General features: G+C 71.2%; 14 protein-coding genes and 1 rRNA gene. 7 read left to right on the top strand and 8 right to left on the bottom strand.

The features are described from left to right. The 4 genes from BMW67_RS14030 to thyX all read right to left on the bottom strand — a co-directional run. A 16S ribosomal RNA gene (locus BMW67_RS14030) occupies positions 1 to 140 on the bottom strand; the annotation flags it as partial. Between the two features lie 410 nt (positions 141 to 550). Beyond that, a complete protein-coding gene (locus BMW67_RS14025) occupies positions 551 to 1,384 on the bottom strand; it encodes a glycosyltransferase family 25 protein (RefSeq protein WP_072748287.1) in 834 nt (277 codons plus the stop codon). Continuing rightward, positions 1,377 to 2,264 (bottom strand): alpha-1,2-fucosyltransferase, encoded by an 888-nt coding sequence (locus BMW67_RS14020; protein ID WP_072748286.1) that lies wholly within the window; start codon positions 2,262 to 2,264, stop codon positions 1,377 to 1,379. Before BMW67_RS14020 ends, BMW67_RS14025 begins: the two co-directional genes overlap by 8 nt. Before the next feature lie 14 nt (positions 2,265 to 2,278). Beyond that, positions 2,279 to 3,226 carry an FAD-dependent thymidylate synthase gene (thyX, locus tag BMW67_RS14015; RefSeq protein ID WP_072748285.1) on the bottom strand — a complete coding sequence of 316 codons (948 nt, stop codon included), beginning with the start codon at positions 3,224 to 3,226 and terminating at the stop codon, positions 2,279 to 2,281. 102 nt (positions 3,227 to 3,328) lie between these two features. On the opposite strand from thyX, the gene BMW67_RS14010 reads away from it, so the two are divergent. Together BMW67_RS14010 and BMW67_RS14005 are read left to right on the top strand one after the other, a co-directional pair. Further along, complete coding sequence (locus BMW67_RS14010) at positions 3,329 to 3,757, top strand: VOC family protein (protein WP_211356300.1); 429 nt, start codon at positions 3,329 to 3,331, stop codon at positions 3,755 to 3,757. Continuing rightward, positions 3,741 to 4,535, top strand: a complete 795-nt coding sequence (locus BMW67_RS14005) for a DUF1194 domain-containing protein (protein WP_083581577.1) — start codon at positions 3,741 to 3,743, stop codon at positions 4,533 to 4,535. Before BMW67_RS14010 ends, BMW67_RS14005 begins: the two co-directional genes overlap by 17 nt. Here the strand turns inward: BMW67_RS14005 and BMW67_RS14000 are convergent. Then, positions 4,484 to 4,867 (bottom strand): histidine triad nucleotide-binding protein, encoded by a 384-nt coding sequence (locus BMW67_RS14000; RefSeq protein WP_072748284.1) that lies wholly within the window; start codon positions 4,865 to 4,867, stop codon positions 4,484 to 4,486. The genes BMW67_RS14005 and BMW67_RS14000 overlap by 52 nt on opposite strands. A 166-nt stretch (positions 4,868 to 5,033) precedes the next feature. Between BMW67_RS14000 and BMW67_RS13995 the strand changes: the two genes are divergently transcribed. Then, on the top strand, positions 5,034 to 5,861 hold the full coding sequence (locus BMW67_RS13995) for a sulfotransferase family 2 domain-containing protein (RefSeq protein ID WP_072748283.1): 828 nt from the start codon (positions 5,034 to 5,036) through the stop codon (positions 5,859 to 5,861). A gap of 31 nt (positions 5,862 to 5,892) precedes the next feature. Here BMW67_RS13995 and BMW67_RS13990 read toward each other — a convergent pair whose 3' ends face one another. Together BMW67_RS13990 and BMW67_RS13985 are read right to left on the bottom strand one after the other, a co-directional pair. Further along, a complete protein-coding gene (locus BMW67_RS13990; RefSeq protein WP_072748282.1) occupies positions 5,893 to 7,308 on the bottom strand; it encodes a TadE/TadG family type IV pilus assembly protein in 1,416 nt (471 codons plus the stop codon). Between the two features lie 284 nt (positions 7,309 to 7,592). After that, positions 7,593 to 8,573, bottom strand: coding sequence for an ABC transporter ATP-binding protein (locus BMW67_RS13985; protein ID WP_072748281.1), 981 nt, complete (start codon positions 8,571 to 8,573; stop codon positions 7,593 to 7,595). Positions 8,574 to 8,795: 222 nt separating this feature from the next. On the opposite strand from BMW67_RS13985, the gene BMW67_RS13980 reads away from it, so the two are divergent. Together BMW67_RS13980 and polA are read left to right on the top strand one after the other, a co-directional pair. Continuing rightward, on the top strand, positions 8,796 to 8,978 hold the full coding sequence (locus BMW67_RS13980; RefSeq protein ID WP_072748280.1) for a zinc-finger domain-containing protein: 183 nt from the start codon (positions 8,796 to 8,798) through the stop codon (positions 8,976 to 8,978). Positions 8,979 to 8,982: 4 nt separating this feature from the next. Continuing rightward, a complete protein-coding gene (gene polA, locus BMW67_RS13975) occupies positions 8,983 to 11,835 on the top strand; it encodes a DNA polymerase I (RefSeq protein ID WP_245728539.1) in 2,853 nt (950 codons plus the stop codon). A 20-nt stretch (positions 11,836 to 11,855) separates the two neighbouring features. On the opposite strand, the gene BMW67_RS13970 is transcribed toward polA, so the two are convergent. Then, entirely contained in the window at positions 11,856 to 13,223 is a 1,368-nt protein-coding gene (locus tag BMW67_RS13970) for a PleD family two-component system response regulator (protein WP_072748279.1), read from the bottom strand. Positions 13,224 to 13,380: 157 nt separating this feature from the next. Here BMW67_RS13970 and BMW67_RS13965 point away from each other — a divergent pair, with 157 nt between their 5' ends. Together BMW67_RS13965 and dnaG are read left to right on the top strand one after the other, a co-directional pair. Further along, entirely contained in the window at positions 13,381 to 13,659 is a 279-nt protein-coding gene (locus BMW67_RS13965) for a DUF3572 family protein (protein ID WP_072748278.1), read from the top strand. A 42-nt stretch (positions 13,660 to 13,701) separates the two neighbouring features. Continuing rightward, positions 13,702 to 15,765, top strand: coding sequence for a DNA primase (gene dnaG / locus BMW67_RS13960; RefSeq protein ID WP_072748277.1), 2,064 nt, complete (start codon positions 13,702 to 13,704; stop codon positions 15,763 to 15,765). Positions 15,766 to 15,841 lie beyond the last annotated feature (76 nt).

The raw sequence follows: 15,841 nt of genomic DNA, 5'->3' as shown, positions 1-15,841 counted from the left end.
CCGGGGCTATTCCGAACCGAAAGGCACGTTCCCACGCGTTACTCACCCGTCCGCCGCTGACCCCGAAGGGCCCGCTCGACTTGCATGTGTTAGGCCTGCCGCCAGCGTTCGTTCTGAGCCAGGATCAAACTCTCAAGTTGAAACGTCGCTCAGCGACGTCCTTGACGTTCGAACCTCTGCACATCGTCACTCTCGACATGCTCAAGTCCCCTCACGGAAAACCCGAGCCGCCAAGCGTGAAGCTGACACCTCATCATCGAGCCAGCCAAAAGCCAGCCCTAGAGGCCGATATCCAGACGTCCGGTCGTCGAAACAACCCAGCCGTCCGCATATCCCTTCCAGTCATAATGTCAAAGAGCGTGGCCCCTTGGGCCGGTCCGCCGGGTCGGTCGCTGCCGCGTCCTCGCCGCCGGTGAGCGCGGTGTATATGGAGGTCCGCGGTCGGCTGCAACAGGAAATTTCGGCCCGTCGCCGATTTTCTGCGCGAAAGGTAGAAATGGACGAAAAAACAAATGGATAAGCGGTGTTCGCGATGCGGATGCGCGCGCCCTCAGCGGCGCAGGAGGTAATCTTCGGGCCGCGCTCGGCGACCGCTGACGCGCTTGCGCAGACTCAGCGCGATTCCGCGCCCCATGGCGCGCGCCGCGCCCGCCAGGCCCCATCGGCGCAGCTGCCAGCGCCAGGCGGGTTCGCCGCCGAGCCGTCTGCGCGCGGCCTCGAAGCGCCGACGTGCGGGGGCGTCGCCGCGCGCGCCGGCGGCGTCGATGCTCGATTCGAAGATGTTGAGCTCGGTCAGGCGGGGCAGGGCGACGTAGGAGACGCAGCCATGCTCCCACACGCGGCGCATGTCCTCGTCGATCGGGCGCAGGCGGCGCGGATACGCCGCGATGAAGCGGCGCGCGGCGGCGGGGTTGACCAGATAGGCGCCGGCGTTGTTGGGCACGCGCCAGCACTCGACCAGCGCCAGGGTGCCGTCGCGCGCGACCTCGCGGCATGCGGTCTTGGGCGCGTTGCTCAGGCGCAGAAAGCCCCAGTCGGCCGGCGCCGCGGCAAGAAGCCGGGCGAGCTCGGCGAAGCCGGGAGCGAGGCGCAGGTCGTCCTCCATCACCAGGCCCGGGCGGCCGCTTTCGGCGATCAGGGCCATGACGCTCAGATGCGAGGCGTAGCAGGCGATCTCGCCCGGGCGCAGGGGGGCGTGGGGCGCGCCGGCCTCGTCGAAGAAGGCCGGGCGCAGCGCGGGCGGAATCGCGTCGGGGGTCAGCGCCGCAAAGCGCCGCCAGGCGATGCCGGCGGCGGCAAGCTCGGCGCGCATGTGCGCAAGGCGGCCCGAGTCGCGGTCCAGGTTGATCAGCCAGGCGTCGAAGGGCTGCGCGCGGTCAGACACGGATCCACCCTTCGGGGAACAGGTCGGACAGGTCCATGCCCGCCTGCTTCTCGGGCGCGAACCATTGGCGCGGCGCGACGGTGATCCCGCCCGGCCCCATCCACGCGCCCCACCAGCTGAAGGTCGAGTTGGCGATGACATGGTGCCGGCAGCGCGCCATCAGCGCCAGGTCGGCCGCGCGCGAGCCGCCCTCGACCACGGTCAGGTCCAGCCCCGACAGGCGCGCGCGCGCCTCTCGCGGCTGGTCCGAGAAGAGGAAGAAGCGCGCGTCGGGGCGCGCCTCGCGGATGCGCGCGCAGGCGGCGGCGAAATACTCGGCCGGCAGGACGCCGTGGATGCGCGCATTGGCCGGGTCGGCGTAGTCGCCAAGGCGCAGATGCACCGAGACGCTGTCGCCGCTCAGATCCGGCAGCTCGGCGTCGCGGGGCAGGGCGGCTTCGGCGCCGGCGCGCAGATCGGCGCGCAGCTCGTCGGCGATGGCGGCGAAATAGCGCCAGGACTGGAAATACCCGGCCAGATACCAGCTGCCCTGCAGCGTCTCGAAGACGGGATCGTAGGCGAAGCCGCGCTCGCGATGGATGCGGCCGCGCCAGCCCGGCGGCGTCTTGACCACGTCGCGTCCCAGCGCGCGGGCGATCGGCTTGGCCAGGTTCAGCGCCGCGCGCCGCAGCGGCCCTCCATGGCCCGTGCGCATGCGCGGCGTCAGGCCCAACTCGGCCAGGCCCACCGCCTTGATGCCCGCCGCGCCGCGCGCGCGCGGATGCACGCTGAGCTCGGCCCCGAGCCGCGCGGCCAGCGCCCGCCCCGCCGCATACTGGAACAGCTGGTTGCCGAGCCCGCCCTGAAGGCCCGCGCAGATCTCGGGGCGCGTGGACGCCATCGGCGCGGCGCGGCTCAGGGCAGGCGCCCTTCGGGATCGAGCGCGGCGCGGAACTCGCGCCACTCGCCGGGGCTCATGCCGGAATTCTCCTGCGTCACCCGCTCGCCCGCCAGCATGCGGCGCAGGCACGCCATGCCGGTGCGCGAGAACTGCGCCCCGTGCAGGCGGTATTCCTCGAAGGCGGCCCAGGCCAGCGGCACCCAGTCGCGCACGATGTCGCAGATCGCTTCGGCATAGACGCGGATCTCGTGCTGGGCGTGGGGGTCGGCGCGCAGGCGCAGGAAATGGAACAGGTTGTGAAGATCGGTCTTCCAATACCACTGCGTGTAGATGTTCTGCGTCAGGTTCATCCGCGCCAGCTCGCGCGCCAGCCCCTTGCGCGCCGGGTCCAGGACGCGGCCGTCGATGGTCTGGTTGAGCATGCGCTCGTAATCCTCGTAGCAGCGCGCCGCGTCCTCGCGCAGCAGGCGCAGCACCTCGGCGGCCTCCTCGCCCTCGAGCGCCTCGCCCCGCCCCTGCCGGTTCGTCGCCGCCTGCGCCGCCAGGTGCTCGGGGGCGGGGATGTAGAACTCGCGGTCCATCACCGAATAGCGCGCCGAGTATTCGTTCACGTTCGCCGTGCGGTGGCGGATCCACTGGCGCGCGACGAAGATCGGCAGCTTCACATGCAGCTTGATCTCGCACATCTCGAAGGGCGTCGAGTGCCAGTGCCGCATCAGGTAGCGGATCAGCCCCGCATCGTCGCGCGCCTTGCGCGTGCCCGCGCCGTAGCTGACCCGCGCCGCCTGGACGATCGCCGCGTCGTCGCCCATGTAGTCGACCACCCGCACGAAGCCGTGGTCAAGCACGGGCGTGGCCTGATACAGCCTTGCCTCGAGCCCCGGCGCCACGGCGCGCAGCGTCTGGTTCGGGCGCGCGCGCGCCGCGTCGATCTGGGCCTGTTGTTCGGGCGTCAGGGGCATGTCGTGTTCCGCTCGGTGGCTGCCGCGTGTCGGGCCAAGGCATAATGCACATCCGCCCGCCGGGCAACGCCGCGCAGGGGCCGCGCGAAAGAGGAGAAGAGAATGAAGATCCGCTACCTGCACGCCATGGTGCGCGTGCGCGACATCGAAGAGTCGAAGCGCTTCTATTGCGACCTTCTGGGGCTGGAGGAGATCCGCCGCATCGAGAACGAGGCCGGCCGCTTCACGCTGGTCTTTCTGGCCGCGCCCGGCCAGCACGACGTGGCGGTCGAGCTGACCTACAACTGGGGCTCGGACGAGGTGTATTCCACCGGCCGCAATTTCGGCCATCTGGCCTTCGAGGTCGAGGACATCTACGCCATGTGCGCGCGCCTGCAGGAAGGCGGCGTGACCATCAACCGGCCGCCGCGCGACGGGCGCATGGCCTTCGTCAAGAGCCCGGACGGCATCTCGATCGAGCTGCTGCAGGCCGGCGGCGCCAAGGAGCCGGCCGAGCCCTGGGTCAGCATGCCCAATGTCGGGACGTGGTGAGCGCGCGCGGCGCCTGATCCGCTGGGCCTCGGCGGCGCTGCTTGCGGCGGCGTCGCCGGCGGCATCGCAGGCGGCGGGGCAGGCGGGGGGGCAGGAAGCGTGCCGCCTGGCCCTGGCGCTGGCGATGGACGTGTCCTCGAGCGTCGACGCCGAGGAATACGCGCTGCAATCGCGCGGGCTGGCCGCGGCGCTGCGCGACGAGGCGGTGCGCGCGGCCATGTTCGCCCCGGGCCAGGGGCCGGTCGCGCTGGCGATCTACGAGTGGTCGGGCCGCGACCGCGCCGCCATGGTCGCCGGCTGGACGCTGATGCGCGCGCCCGCCGACGCCGACGCCCTGGCCGCGCGCGTTCTGGCCCATCCGCGCTCGCAGACCGAGTTTCCCACCGCGCTCGGTCATGCGCTTGGCGTCGGGGCGGTGCTGCTGCGGCGCGCGCCGCCTTGCGCGCGGCGCACCCTCGACATCGCCTCGGACGGGATCAACAACGCCGGCTTCGGCCCCTCGAGCGCCTACAAGGCCTTCGACTTCGGCGGCGTCACCGTCAACGCCCTGGTCATCGGCGACGATCCGCAGGGCCTGGCCGAGTATTACCGCGCCGAGGTCATCCGCGGCCCCGACGCCTTCGTCGAGACCGCGCGCGACCATGGCGACTTCGCCCGCGCCATGCGCCGCAAGCTGCTGCGCGAGCTGGCGCCGCCGCTGCTGCTGGGCGACGCCGGCGCGGCCGCTCAGTCGGGCACGCGGATCATCCGCCCCAGGAAGCGCCCGGCGAACAGGTGAACATGCAGGTGGGGCACCTCCTGATGGGCGTCGGGGCCGGCGTTCGACAGGATGCGGTAGCCGTTCCCGCCCGCCGCCTGCGCGCAGCCCAGCTCGCGCGCCACCTGGCCCACGGCGCGCACAAAGTCCACGATCTCGGCCTCGGACGCCTCGGCGGCGAAATGGTCGTAGTTCACATAGGGGCCCTTGGGGATCACCAGCACATGGGTGGGCGCCTGCGGGTTGATGTCCCGAAAGGCCAGCGAGTGCTCGGTCTCGAGCACCTTCGAGCACGGGATCTCGCCGCGCAGGATGCGCGCGAAGATGTTCTGGGGGTCGTATTCATAGGCCATCTGCGTCTCTCCTCAACGCTTGCGGCGGGCCGCGCCGCGCGGGGACCCTTCGCTCGATAGCCGCTTGGGGCGCGCCCGTCCACCGGGCCGGCGCGTTGCGCGCGGCGCGCGGTTGCGCTATCGCCAAGGCGCAGCGCCGCCGGGGCGGAGTCCGGAAGGAAGCCCGATGTCCGAACCCATCCATTTCTTCGTGCATGTGCCCAAATGCGCGGGCACCACGGTCGAGCGGCACTTCGACCGCACCCTGGGCGAGGGGTTCATGATCGCCCCGCGCTGGAACAATCCGCTGCGCGACGTGCTGGGCAACCGCGCGCGCATCGACCCCGAGCGCGCGGCGCGGGTGCGGGTGATGTCGGGCCATTCGCTGGCGCGGTCGATGCGGCGCTTCTTTCCCGGGCGCGAGCTGCGCGAATCGGTGCTGCTGCGCGATCCGGTCGGCTATCTGCTGTCCTTCTACAACTACCGCGTCTCGCGGCACCTGGATCACGGCCAGCCCGCCCCGCCGCCTTTCGACGACTGGCTGGCGGCGCAGCGGCGCAACCCGATCAGCCGCTTTCTGCTCATGCGCTATTTCGAGATCGGCTATCCGCGCATCTACGCCATGTCCTCGCGCGCGCGCTTCGCCTTTCTGGACGACGCGCTGCGCGGGTTCCACTTCGTGGGCGGCCACAAGCGCTGCGACGAGGTCGTGGGCACCATCTCGCGCGAGCTGGGGGTGGATGACGCAGTCACGCCGCAGAATGTCGGCCGCCGCCGCGTCCTGCGCGCCGAGGATCTGGGCGAAGAGCAGCGCGCGCGCATTCTCGAGCGCAACGACGTGGACGCGGCGCTGTTCGCCCGCTGGGCCGATCGCGGCTTCGGCCCCGGCGCGCCCGCCGGCGGCGAGGAAGAGCGCGAGGCGCTGCTCGAATCCCTGTCCGGCGCCGATCAGCCGGACTATCTGCTTTCGGACCTGACCAGCCTGGCGCGCAAGAAGCTCTGGCGCCCGTTCTGAACCGCGCCGGCGCCCGCCGGCGCGGCCGCCCTCACATGATCAGCCGCAGGCGCTGGATCGTCGTCGCGATGTGGCTGAAGACCTGCCCGATGTTCAGCTGGTCAGCCTCGTAGAAATGCGCCTTGGTCGAGGCGCAGTTCTCCATCTCGTCCTTGTAGGGGGTCATGAAGGCGATGGTGAACACCGTCACCCCGTGATCCTTGGCAAGCTGACACTGGTTGTAGAAATAGCTCACCCCGGTCGAGCGGCCGAACAGCCGGTCCGCCGACAGCTGGTCGGTCTCGAGCACCGCCTTCTCGGCCATGAGCTCGACCTTCGCCTTGTCGTTCTTTTCCCGCGGATCGTATTGCTCGGTGATCTTGCCGTCCGTCATGAGGACGATGAACTTCTTCGTGTCCTCGGCGTTCCAGGCGGCCGGGCGCCCGTCATAGGCGGGGTCCACCAGGCCGTCGAGCACCATCTGGTGCACGATGCCCTGCGACGAGGGGTTGAGCAGCGCCACCGCCCATTTCATGGCGTTGTAGGTGCCCGTGCCGTCATGCAGATTGCCTTCGTCGCCGTTCTTGCCGCCCGGACGGATCTTGTCGATCTCGTTCACAAGCGTGGCGTAGTCGTTGACGAGGTAGCGGATCTGCATCTCGTCCGAGGGGCACCAGCCCCATTTCATCCAGTCCTTGGCGATGGCCCAATACATGAAATGCGGCACCTGCTGCCGGTCCTGCCGGCGCGGCAGGTCGGCATGCGAGAAGTCGCCGTCGGACGAGGTGTCCATATAGAAGCAATGGGAGTTGTCGTGGCTCCACACCGCGTCCTTCTTGCCGCCCAGCTTCTCGAACATCCACGGTCCGGGGTTGGTCTGGCCGGCATAGCGGATGAGGTTGACCGTGACGTTCCGGTTCGCGCCCGACTGGGTGACCACGTTGATGAAGTTCTGCGCCGCCGGGATCAGGTCCAGAACGCGCTCGTCGAAGCGCATCGAGCCCGAGATGTCGAGCACGAGCGAGATCTCGACGTTCGTCACGCTCTGCACCGCGCGCGAATCCGCGCCCACCATCATGTCGGACAGGCCGACGAAGCGCAGGAAGGTCGTGTTCACCGGGAAGTAGGCCTTGGCCGCGACGTCGCGCTCGTTGATCGAGATCTTGGGGTCCACCGTCACGGTCGCGTCGGTCTTCTTCAAGTTGCGCAGCTCGACATATTCGTCGATCAGCTCGTCGAGCTCCTCCTTGGGGACCTCCTGATTGAGCGAGGTCGCCGCCAGCACGCCGCGGTCGAGCGCGGCCTGAAGATCGGCGCGCTCGGCCTCCTGCCGGGCGATGTCGATGGCCGCGCCGGTGGCGACGATGATTCCCAGAAACAGAAGCACCATCAGGGCGGTGATCGCGCCGCTTTCGTCGCGCGCGAATTCCGCCCGCCTGCGGCTAAGCCGCTTCAACATGCCGTTCATGGCCATTTCTCCCCCAGCGCCGGCAGCAGAACGCGAACGCCCGGCGCATGATACGCTGATCACTCTGAAAACCCGTCCGCACCCCCAATAATGCGAAACGGACGATTTACCACCGGTGAATGATAACAATTCATCACCCCAGAGTCCATTTGAACCCCGGCGGCGGCTTCGGGGGCGCCGTTTCGCGCCCTTCGCGCGGATGCCGAGGCCCTCGCCGCGATCGCGGCATCAGGCGCGGGGCGGCGAACGCGCAGGCGCGGCGAGAATCGGTCCGCGCGGGCGTCTCAGCCGGCGCGGTCGCGCGCCGCGCCCGCCTCGCGCAGAAGGCTCATGAACACGTCCTCAAGATCGGGTTCGCGCGTGGACAGGTCCACGATCCGGCCCTGCGCGCGTTCGATGCGCGCGATCAGCGCGCCCGGATCGGTCGCGCCGCGCCGATAGGCGATCTCGAGCCAGCCGTCCGCGCGCAGATGCGCGCGCGCGCCGCCGGGCAGGTCCAGACGGGCGGCCTGCGCGCGCGCCTCCTCCGGCTCGATCCGCACGGCCAGAACGCGCTCGTCCAGCCGCGAGAGCAGCGCCGCCTTGTCGTCGCAGGCGATCAGGCGCCCGTCGCCGATGACGGCGATGCGGTCGCACATCTCCTCGGCCTCCTCGAGGTAGTGCGTGGTCAGGATGATCGTCACCCCGCGCGCGTTCAGCTCGCGCACATAGTCCCAGAGCATGCGCCGCAGCTCGATGTCCACGCCCGCCGTCGGCTCGTCCAGAACCAGAACCGCCGGATCGTGCACCAGCGCCTTGGCCACCAGCAGCCGCCGCCGCATGCCGCCCGAAAGCGTGCGGGCATAGGCTTCGGCCTTGTCCGCCAGACCGACCTTGGCCAGGATCTCGTCGGTGCGCCGGCGCGCGCGCGGCACGCCGTAAAGCCCGGCCTGCACCTCGAGCGCGGCGCGCGGCGTGAAGAAGGGGTCGATGTTCAGCTCCTGCGGCACCACCCCGATGGCGGCGCGCGACTGGCGCGGGTTGCGGTCCTGATCGAAGCCCCAGATGCGCACCTGCCCGGCGGTCTTGATCGTCAGCCCCGCCAGAATGTTGATGAAGGTCGACTTGCCGGCGCCGTTCGGCCCCAGAAGCCCGAAGATCGCCCCCCGCGGCACGTCCAGATCGATGCCGCGCAGCGCCTCCTTGCCGCCGCGATAGACCTTGCGCAGGCCGCGCACGGAAATGGCGGCGTCTGGTGCGGCGTCCGGGGCGGCGGGCGAGGTCATGCTATGCGGCTCCATGGCGGCTGCGGGGCGTGCGGCCCGGCGTCGATGCGCCCGGCGGTCGGCCCCGCGTTGATACGCCCGCCGGGCCAAGCGTTCAACCGCGCCGCGGGCGCTTGCCGCGCACGCGCGCATCGCTATCATGCGCGCGCGCAGCCGCCGGAGCGCGCGCGCCGCCATCCGCACGGGCTCGCGCCGAGCCCCGCAACCGCACGAGGACACGCCATGCCCATCGAAGCCCCCGAAGTCGAGATCGTCGAGACGACCCGCGTCAGCTGCGACGGCGGCGCCGGCCCGCTGGGCCATCCGCGCGTGTGGATGACGATCCCCGAGGACAAGGGCTATGTCGAATGCGGATATTGCGACAAGAAGTTCGTCCTCAGGGGCGGCCCCGCGGACAAGGGCTGAGCCGGTGAGCGGGCAGGGCCGCCCCCTGGGCCCCGGCGACCATCTGGAGCTGGTGGACGGCTCGGGCTTCATCTTCCGCGCCTATCACGCGCTGCCGCCGCTCACGCGCCGCTCCGACGGGCTGCCCGTCGGCGCGGTGGCCGGCTTTTGCAACATGATCCAGAAGATGATCGCCGAGCGCGCCGCCGATGGCGACGCCTCGGGCTGCCCCGTGACGCATGCGGCGGTGATCTTCGATCATCCGGGCAAGACCTTCCGCAACGACATCTTTCCCGAATACAAGGCCAACCGCCCGCCGCCGCCCGAGGATCTGGTCCCCCAGTTCCCGCTCGTGCGCGAGGCGGCGCGCGCCTACAACCTGCCCGTCATCGAGGCCGAGGGCTGGGAGGCGGACGACATCATCGCCACCTACGCCCGCCTCGCGCGCGAGGCGGGGGCCAAGGTCACCATCATTTCCTCCGACAAGGACCTGATGCAGCTGGTGGACGAGCGCGTGCGCCTCGTCGACGGGATGAAGAACCAGGTCATCGGCCCCGAAGAGGTCGAGGCCCGCTTCGGCGTCCCGCCCGAGCGCGTGGTGGACGTGCAGGCGCTGGCGGGCGATCCGGTCGACAACGTGCCGGGCGCGCCGGGCATCGGCGTCAAGACCGCGGCGAAGCTGATCCGGGAATACGGCGATCTGGAGAACCTCCTCGCCCACGCGCAGGACATTCCCCAGCCCAAGCGCCGCCAGACCCTGCTCGAGAACGCCGAGCGCATCCGCATGTCGCGCCGCCTGGTCGAGCTGGCCCGCGACGTGCCGCCGCCCCTGCCGCTCGAGGAGCTGGCCCTGCGCAAGCCCGATCCGCAGGCGCTGCTCGACTTCCTGTCGCGAATGGAGTTCCGCACCCTTCTGCGCCGCGCGGCCCGGACGCTGGGCGTCGAGCCGCCCGCCGCGCCTGCGCCGCGCCCCGCCGAGACCGGGTCCGACGCCGGGGCCGACGCCGCGCAGGCCGATCCGCCCGCCGCCATCGATCGCGACGGCTACGAGGTGGTGCGCGACGCCGCGGCGCTGGCGCGCTGGATCGAGATGATGAACGAGCGCGGCGAGGCGGCGATCGACGTCGAGACCACCTCGCTGGACGAGATGCGCGCCGATCTGGTGGGCCTGTCGATCTGCGTCGCGCCCGGGCGCGCGTGCTACGTCCCCTTCCGCCATGTCGAGGGCGACGGCGACCTGCTGGGCGCCCGCAAGCCCGCGCCGGGCCAGATGGACCGCGACGAGGCGCTGCGCATGCTGGCGCCGACCCTGGCCGATCCGGCGGTGCTCAAGATCGGGCACAACATCAAGTATGACATGAAGGTGCTGGCCCGCCACGGCGCGCCGGTCATCTGCCACGAGGACACCATGCTCATCAGCTACGCGCTCGACGCGGGGCTGCACGGGCATGGCATGGACGAGCTGTCGCACCTGCATCTGGGGCATGAGCCGCTGGGCATCAAGGAGCTGATCGGCTCGGGCAAGTCGGCGATCACCTTCGACCGCGTGCCGCTGGACAAGGCCGCGCCCTACGCCGCCGAGGACGCGGACGTGACCTGGCGCCTGCGCGACGCCCTGCGCGGGCGGCTGCCGCGCGAGGGGCTGGCCACGGTCTACGAGACGCTCGAGCGGCCCCTCGTGCCGGTGCTGGCGCAGATGGAGATGACCGGCGTCAAGGTCGACGTGCCGCGCCTCAACCGCCTGTCGAACGAGTTCGCGGCCCGCATGGCCGAGCTCGAGGCCGAGATCCACGCCCTGGCGGGGCAGAGCTTCAACGTCGGCTCGCCGCGCCAGCTGGGCGAGATCCTGTTCGAGAAGATGGGCCTGCCCGGCGGCAAGAAGGGCAAGTCCGGCGCCTGGTCCACACCCGCCGACGTGCTCGAGACCCTGGCCGCCGAGGGCAACGAGCTGGCCGCGCGGGTGCTGGACTGGCGCCAGCTGGCCAAGCTCAAATCCACCTACACCGACGCGCTGCCGGGCCATGTGAACCCCGAGACGGGGCGCGTGCACACCAGCTTCTCGCTGGCGGCGACGACGACGGGGCGCCTGGCCTCGACCGATCCGAACCTGCAGAACATTCCGGTGCGCACCGAGGCCGGCCGCGCCATCCGCGAGGCCTTCGTGGCCGAGGAGGGCTCGGTCATCGTCTCGCTCGACTACTCGCAGATCGAGCTGCGCATCCTGGCGCACATCGCCGACGTGCCGGCGCTGAAGGACGCCTTCCGAAAGGGAATGGACATTCACGCCATGACCGCGTCCGAGGTCTTCGGCGTGCCCGTCGAGGGCATGGACCCCATGGTGCGCCGACGCGCCAAGGCCATCAATTTCGGCGTGATCTACGGCATCTCGCCCTTCGGCCTGGCCAATCAGCTGGGCATCTCGCGCGACGAGGCCAGGGCCTTCATCGACGCCTACTTCCAGAAGTTCCCCGAGATCCGCGTCTACATGGACCGCACCGTCGAAGAGGCGCGGCGCGACGGCTTCGTGCGCACCATCTTCGGGCGGCGCATCCACACGCCCGAGATCAACGCCCGCGGCCCGCGCGCGGGCTTTCAGCAGCGCGCGGCCATCAACGCGCCCATCCAGGGCTCGGCCGCCGACGTCATCCGCCGCGCCATGATCCGCGCCCCCGCCGCGCTGCGCGAGGCCGATCTGCGCGCGCGCATGCTGCTGCAGGTGCATGACGAGCTGCTGTTCGAATGCCCCGAGGACGAAGCCCCGCGCCTGATCGAGGTCATGCGCGCGGTGATGGAGGGCGCGCCCGAGCCGGCGGTGGCCATGTCGACGCCGCTCAAGGTCGATGCCGGGGTGGGGCGGAGCTGGGCCGAGGCGCATTGAGGGGCGCCGGGGCGCCCCGCTCAGGCGGCGTCGCGAAAGGTGACGCGGTTGCGCCCGCCGTTCTTGCTGGCGTAAAGCGCCGCGTCGGCCGCCTCGATCAGGCTTTCGGCCCCGTCGCCGGGCGCATACATCGCCACGCCGATGGACACGGTGACCGGGATCTCGCGATCGCCGATGTCGAACGGAGGTTCCTGGATGGCCGCGCGCACGCGCTCGGCCGCCGCGGCCACGGCTTCGCGGCGCGCATCGGGCATGGCGACCAGGAACTCCTCGCCGCCAAGGCGCGCCGTCAGATCCGCGCCGCGCACATTGGCCTTCAGCCGGCGCGCGAACTCGCGCAGCACCGCGTCGCCGGCGGCGTGGCCGTAGGTGTCGTTCACCTGCTTGAAGCGGTCGATGTCCATCATCATCACGCCAAGCTCGCCGTCGCGCGCGTTTCTGATCAGCCCTTGCAGGTGCGTGGCCGCGTAGCGCCGGTTGAACAGCCCCGTCAGCGGGTCGGTCACCGCAAGGCGCAGGCCGTCGAGCAGCGTGTCGCGCAGCTCGTCCGCATAGCGCTTACGCCGCAGCTGCGAGCGCATGCGCGCGACAAGCTCGGCCGCGTCGACGGGCTCGAACAGATAGTCGCCGGCGCCAAGGTCCAGGCCCTTGGCGGCCGAGGCCGCGTCGCCTTCGGGCGCGACCAGCACGATCGCGCTTGCGCGCGTCGACTGGCGCGAGCGCAGGGCCGAAACCAGCCGCAGCCCGTCGCCGCCGGCAGGCAGGCGGCGGTCGATCAGGAACGCGTCGGGGGGCGCGGCTTCGGCCATGGTCAGCGCCTCGCGGTCGTTGGGCGGAATGCGCACGCGCACGTCCAGCGCCTTGCGCAGGATGTCGGCGCGCCGGCGCGCGCTGTCGGGCTCCGCCGCGACGATCATCACATTGGCCCCCGAAACATCCACGTCCAGCTCGGCCCGGACGGCTTCCAGCCCCAGCGACTGGGTCGTCTCGACGCGCAGGCGCATCTCGTCGATCATCATCTTCATGCGCAGCAGGTTGCGCACGCGCGCGTTCAGCTCAAGCTCGTTCACAGGCTTGGTCAGGAAGTCGTCCGCCCCGGCCTCGAGCCCGCGCACCCGCTCCTCGGGCTCGTTGAGGGCGGTGATCATCACCACAGGGATGTGGTGCAGCTGCGGATCGCTCTTGATGCGGCGGCACACCTCGAACCCGTCGAGCTCGGGCATGACCACGTCCAGCAGCACCAGATCCGGCGCCTCGCGCGCGCAGATCTCGAGCGCGTCGCGGCCGTTGGCGGCGGTGGTGACGTCATAATAGTCTGCGCCCAGGCGCGCGGCGAGCAGCATGCGGTTGGTCGCCACGTCGTCGACGACGAGGATTCGTCCGCTCATGCATTTTCTCCCGCACACGAAATCGGCGCCCGCGCCGGGCGGCGATCGAGATTTGCGAAGCGCGGCGACGCTCCGCTTCCGCTCACTTCACGATATAAGCGTTAACGAAGGGTTTCGGCCACCGGTCGAGATCGCGAGAACATCGGAGGAACCTGGCATGAACCGAGACGCGGCCGAGGCGTTGGCGCTTGAGGCGCTGGCATGGATGGCGTCGGACCCGGACCGGCTGGGGGCCTTTCTGGCCGCCGCCGGCGCCGATGCGGACACCGTGCGCGCGCGCGCGGCCGATCCCGAATTCCTGGGCTTCGTGCTCGACATCCTGCTTGGCGACGAGGGGGCGGTGATCGCCTTTTGCGACGCCGCCGGGCGGCCCTATGACGCGCCCCTGCGCGCGCGCGCGGCGCTGCCGGGCGGCGATCTTCCGCATTGGACCTGAGCGCCGCTTGGAGAATCGGCTCCCGCGCGCGATAGTCCCCGCATGTCCCTGCCGCCCGGTTTCCTCGATGAGCTGCGCACGCGCGTGAGCCTGTCCGACGTCGTCGGGCGCAAGGTCGCGTGGGATCGGCGCAAGTCCAATCCCGCCCGCGGCGACTGGTGGGCGCCGTGCCCCTTCCACCAGGAGCGCACCGCCTCGTTCCACGTCGACGACCGCAAGGGCTTCTACTACTGCTTCGGCTGCCAGGCGAAGGGCGATGCCATCGGCTTCGTGATGGAGAGCGAGAACCTGTCCTTCATCGAGGCGGTCGAGCTTCTGGCCGCCGAGGCGGGGATGACCATGCCCACGCGCGATCCCGAGGCCGCCCGCCGCGAGGACCGGCGCAAGACGCTGGTCGAGGTGATGGAGCTGTCGGCCCGGTTCATGCGCATGCAGCTGCGCGGGGCGCGCGGCGCGCAGGCGCGCGAATACCTTCGCCGCCGCGGCCTGGACGAGGCCGCGATCGAGCGCTTCGGGATCGGATTCGCGCCCGACGACCGCGGCGCGCTGCTCGCGCATCTGACGAACAAGGGCGTTTCGCAGGAACTGATCGTGGAATCGGGCATGGCGATCCGCCCCGACGACGGCTCGGCGCCCTATGATCGGTTCCGCGGGCGCGTCATGTTTCCCATCCGCGACGCGCGCGGGCGCTGCATCGCCTTCGGCGGGCGGGCGCTGCGCGAGGACGCGCGGGCCAAGTATCTCAACAGCCCGGACACGCCGCTTTTCGACAAGGGAAGCACGCTCTACAACATCGGCCCCGCGCGCGAGGCCGCGGGCCGCGCCGGGCGGCTGCTGGTGGCCGAGGGCTACATGGACGTCATCGCCCTGGTCCTGGCGGGGTTCGAGGCGGCCGTGGCGCCCCTGGGCACGGCGGTGACCGAGCGCCAGCTGCGGCTGATGTGGCGGCTGGCGGACGAGCCGGTCATCATGCTCGACGGCGACGCGGCGGGGCTGCGGGCGGCGCGGCGGCTGGTCGACCTGGCGCTGCCGCTGCTCGAGCCGGGAAAGACGCTGCGATTCTGCCTGCTGCCCGAGGGCAAGGACCCCGACGACTTCCTGCGCGATTCGGGGCCCGAGGCGCTCGAGCGGCTGATCGCCGAGGCGCTGCCGCTGGTCGAGATGCTGTGGCGGCGCGAGATCGAGGGCAGGGTGTTCGACGCGCCCGAGCGCCGCGCGGCGCTGGACAAGCGCCTGTCCGAGGCGCTTGCGCGCATCCCCGACCGCGGCTTGCGCGGGCACTACGCCGACGCGCTGCGCGAGCGGCGCGATGCGCTCTTCGGCCGCCCGGCGCGCCGATCCCGCGCGCCCGAGGACGACCCGCCGCCCGCCGCCGAACCGCGCGAGGATTGGGGGCGCGCGCCGGGGGGGCGGCGCGGCGGCTTCGGCGCCCGGCGCGGCGGCTGGAAGGACGCGGCCCGGCGCGAGGCGGGGCCCTCGGCGCAGCTGCGCGCCTCGCAGCTGGCCTCGCGCGCCGGCGCCTCGCCCGCGCGCTGGCGCGAGGCGGCGCTGCTTCTGGGCGTGCTCAACCACCCGCCGCTGGCCGAGACCTTCGAGGCCGAGCTCGACGTGCTGCGCTTCGAGACGCCCGAATTCGAGGCGGTGCGCGATGCGATCCTGGCCGAGCTGGGCCCCGCCCTCGAGGCGCCCGAGGCCGAAGCCCCCGACATCCTGCGCGCGGGCGTGGCGCGGCGGCTGGGGCGCGATCCGCACGCGCTTCTGGCGCAGGGCGTCGCGCCGCTGACGCCGGCGCTGGCGCGCGGCGCCCCGCGCGCCCGGGCCGAGGCGGTGCTGCGCGAGGCGCTGGCCATTCACCTGGCGCGGCAGGCGCAGGCGGCCGAGATCGAGGCGGCGCGGCGCGACCTTGGCGCCGAAGGCGCGTTCGATCTGCTGATGCGCCGCCTGGCGCAGGCCGCGCAGGAGCGCGAGCGCGCCGCCCGCCCCGCGCCGGGCGCCGAGGCGCTGGGCGACGAGAACGAAGAGGCGCTGCGCGCGCAGCTGCGCGCATTGCACGAATCGCGAATCTGGGCGAGGAAGCGGCGAAAAAATCGGCCCGACGGGGCGTGATTCGAATCGCGAATCACCTATATATCCCGGTCTGACGGACTCGGGATCTCAATCGCGGGCCGTTCCCGGGCGGCAG

The sequence above is a fragment of the Oceanicella actignis genome, from assembly GCF_900111545.1.
GTDB classification, from domain to species: domain Bacteria; phylum Pseudomonadota; class Alphaproteobacteria; order Rhodobacterales; family Rhodobacteraceae; genus Oceanicella; species Oceanicella actignis.
Note: the sequence above shows the minus strand (reverse complement) of the source record. Positions and strands in the feature narration are given on the sequence as shown.